At 73.6% G+C, this 781-nt stretch carries 2 protein-coding genes and 1 riboswitch; of the genes, one reads left to right on the top strand and one right to left on the bottom strand.

The features are described 5' to 3' along the window. A partial coding sequence (locus A5706_RS11005) for a thiamine phosphate synthase (protein WP_231985175.1) occupies nucleotides 1–358 on the bottom strand: 358 nt, incomplete at its 3' end. 28 nt (nucleotides 359–386) lie between these two features. Beyond that, nucleotides 387–497, top strand: a riboswitch (TPP riboswitch). On the opposite strand from A5706_RS11005, the gene A5706_RS11010 reads away from it, so the two are divergent. Further along, the coding region (locus A5706_RS11010; protein ID WP_156767064.1) for an FAD-dependent oxidoreductase at nucleotides 488–781 on the top strand (294 nt) is incomplete at its 3' end. Its footprint overlaps the riboswitch before it by 10 nt.

The raw sequence follows: 781 nt of genomic DNA on the forward strand, positions 1-781 counted from the left end.
GCGCCAGCAGCGGTTCGACGTCGCGGGCGGCCGGCTCCCACACCACCGGATGGCCCTGCTCGGACAACCAGTCGGCGACGGTGCGCAGGTCGGCGACGTCGGCGCGGTCGTTGACCGCGAACAGGGCGCCGTGCCGGCGGGCCGCGTCGGCCAGGATCTCGAGTGCGGCCAGCTCGGCGCGGGCCTCGAGCGGACCGAACCGCTGCTCACCCGCCGAGCCCTTGTCGCGAAGCTGGACGATGTCGACCCCGCCGGCCAGCGCGGCGTCGACCAACTCGGCCAGGTCGCCGCGCTCGCGGCGCGCGTCGGTACACAGATACAGCCTGGCCGCAGCGAGGCGGGTGGACGGTTGGTGCACACCGCGACGCTAGCGCGCTAGCGTGGAACCCGAAGAGCACGGGAGTCCTGGCGACCGGGGACTGAGAGTGGGCGCGCACGCCCTTACCGTCACACCTGATCCGGGTCATGCCGGCGAAGGGAGCAAAGGATGCAAGACTCACTGGCCGTCATCGGCGGCGGTGTCATCGGGCTGTCGGTGGCGCGCCGCGCGGCGCGGGCCGGATGGTCGGTCGTCGTGCACCACACCGGCGAACCGGGTGCATCGTGGGTGGCGGGCGGGATGCTCGCCCCGCACAGCGAGGGTTGGCCCGGCGAAGAACGGTTACTGCGGCTGGGCCTGGAGTCGCTGCGGCTGTGGCGCGAGGGCGGCTTCACCGACGGCTGGCCGCCAGGGGTGATCACCGCCCGCGAGTCGCTGGTGGTGGCCGTCGACCGCGCCGAC

Source organism: Mycobacterium sp. E796, from assembly GCF_001672815.1.
Lineage (GTDB): Bacteria > Actinomycetota > Actinomycetes > Mycobacteriales > Mycobacteriaceae > Mycobacterium.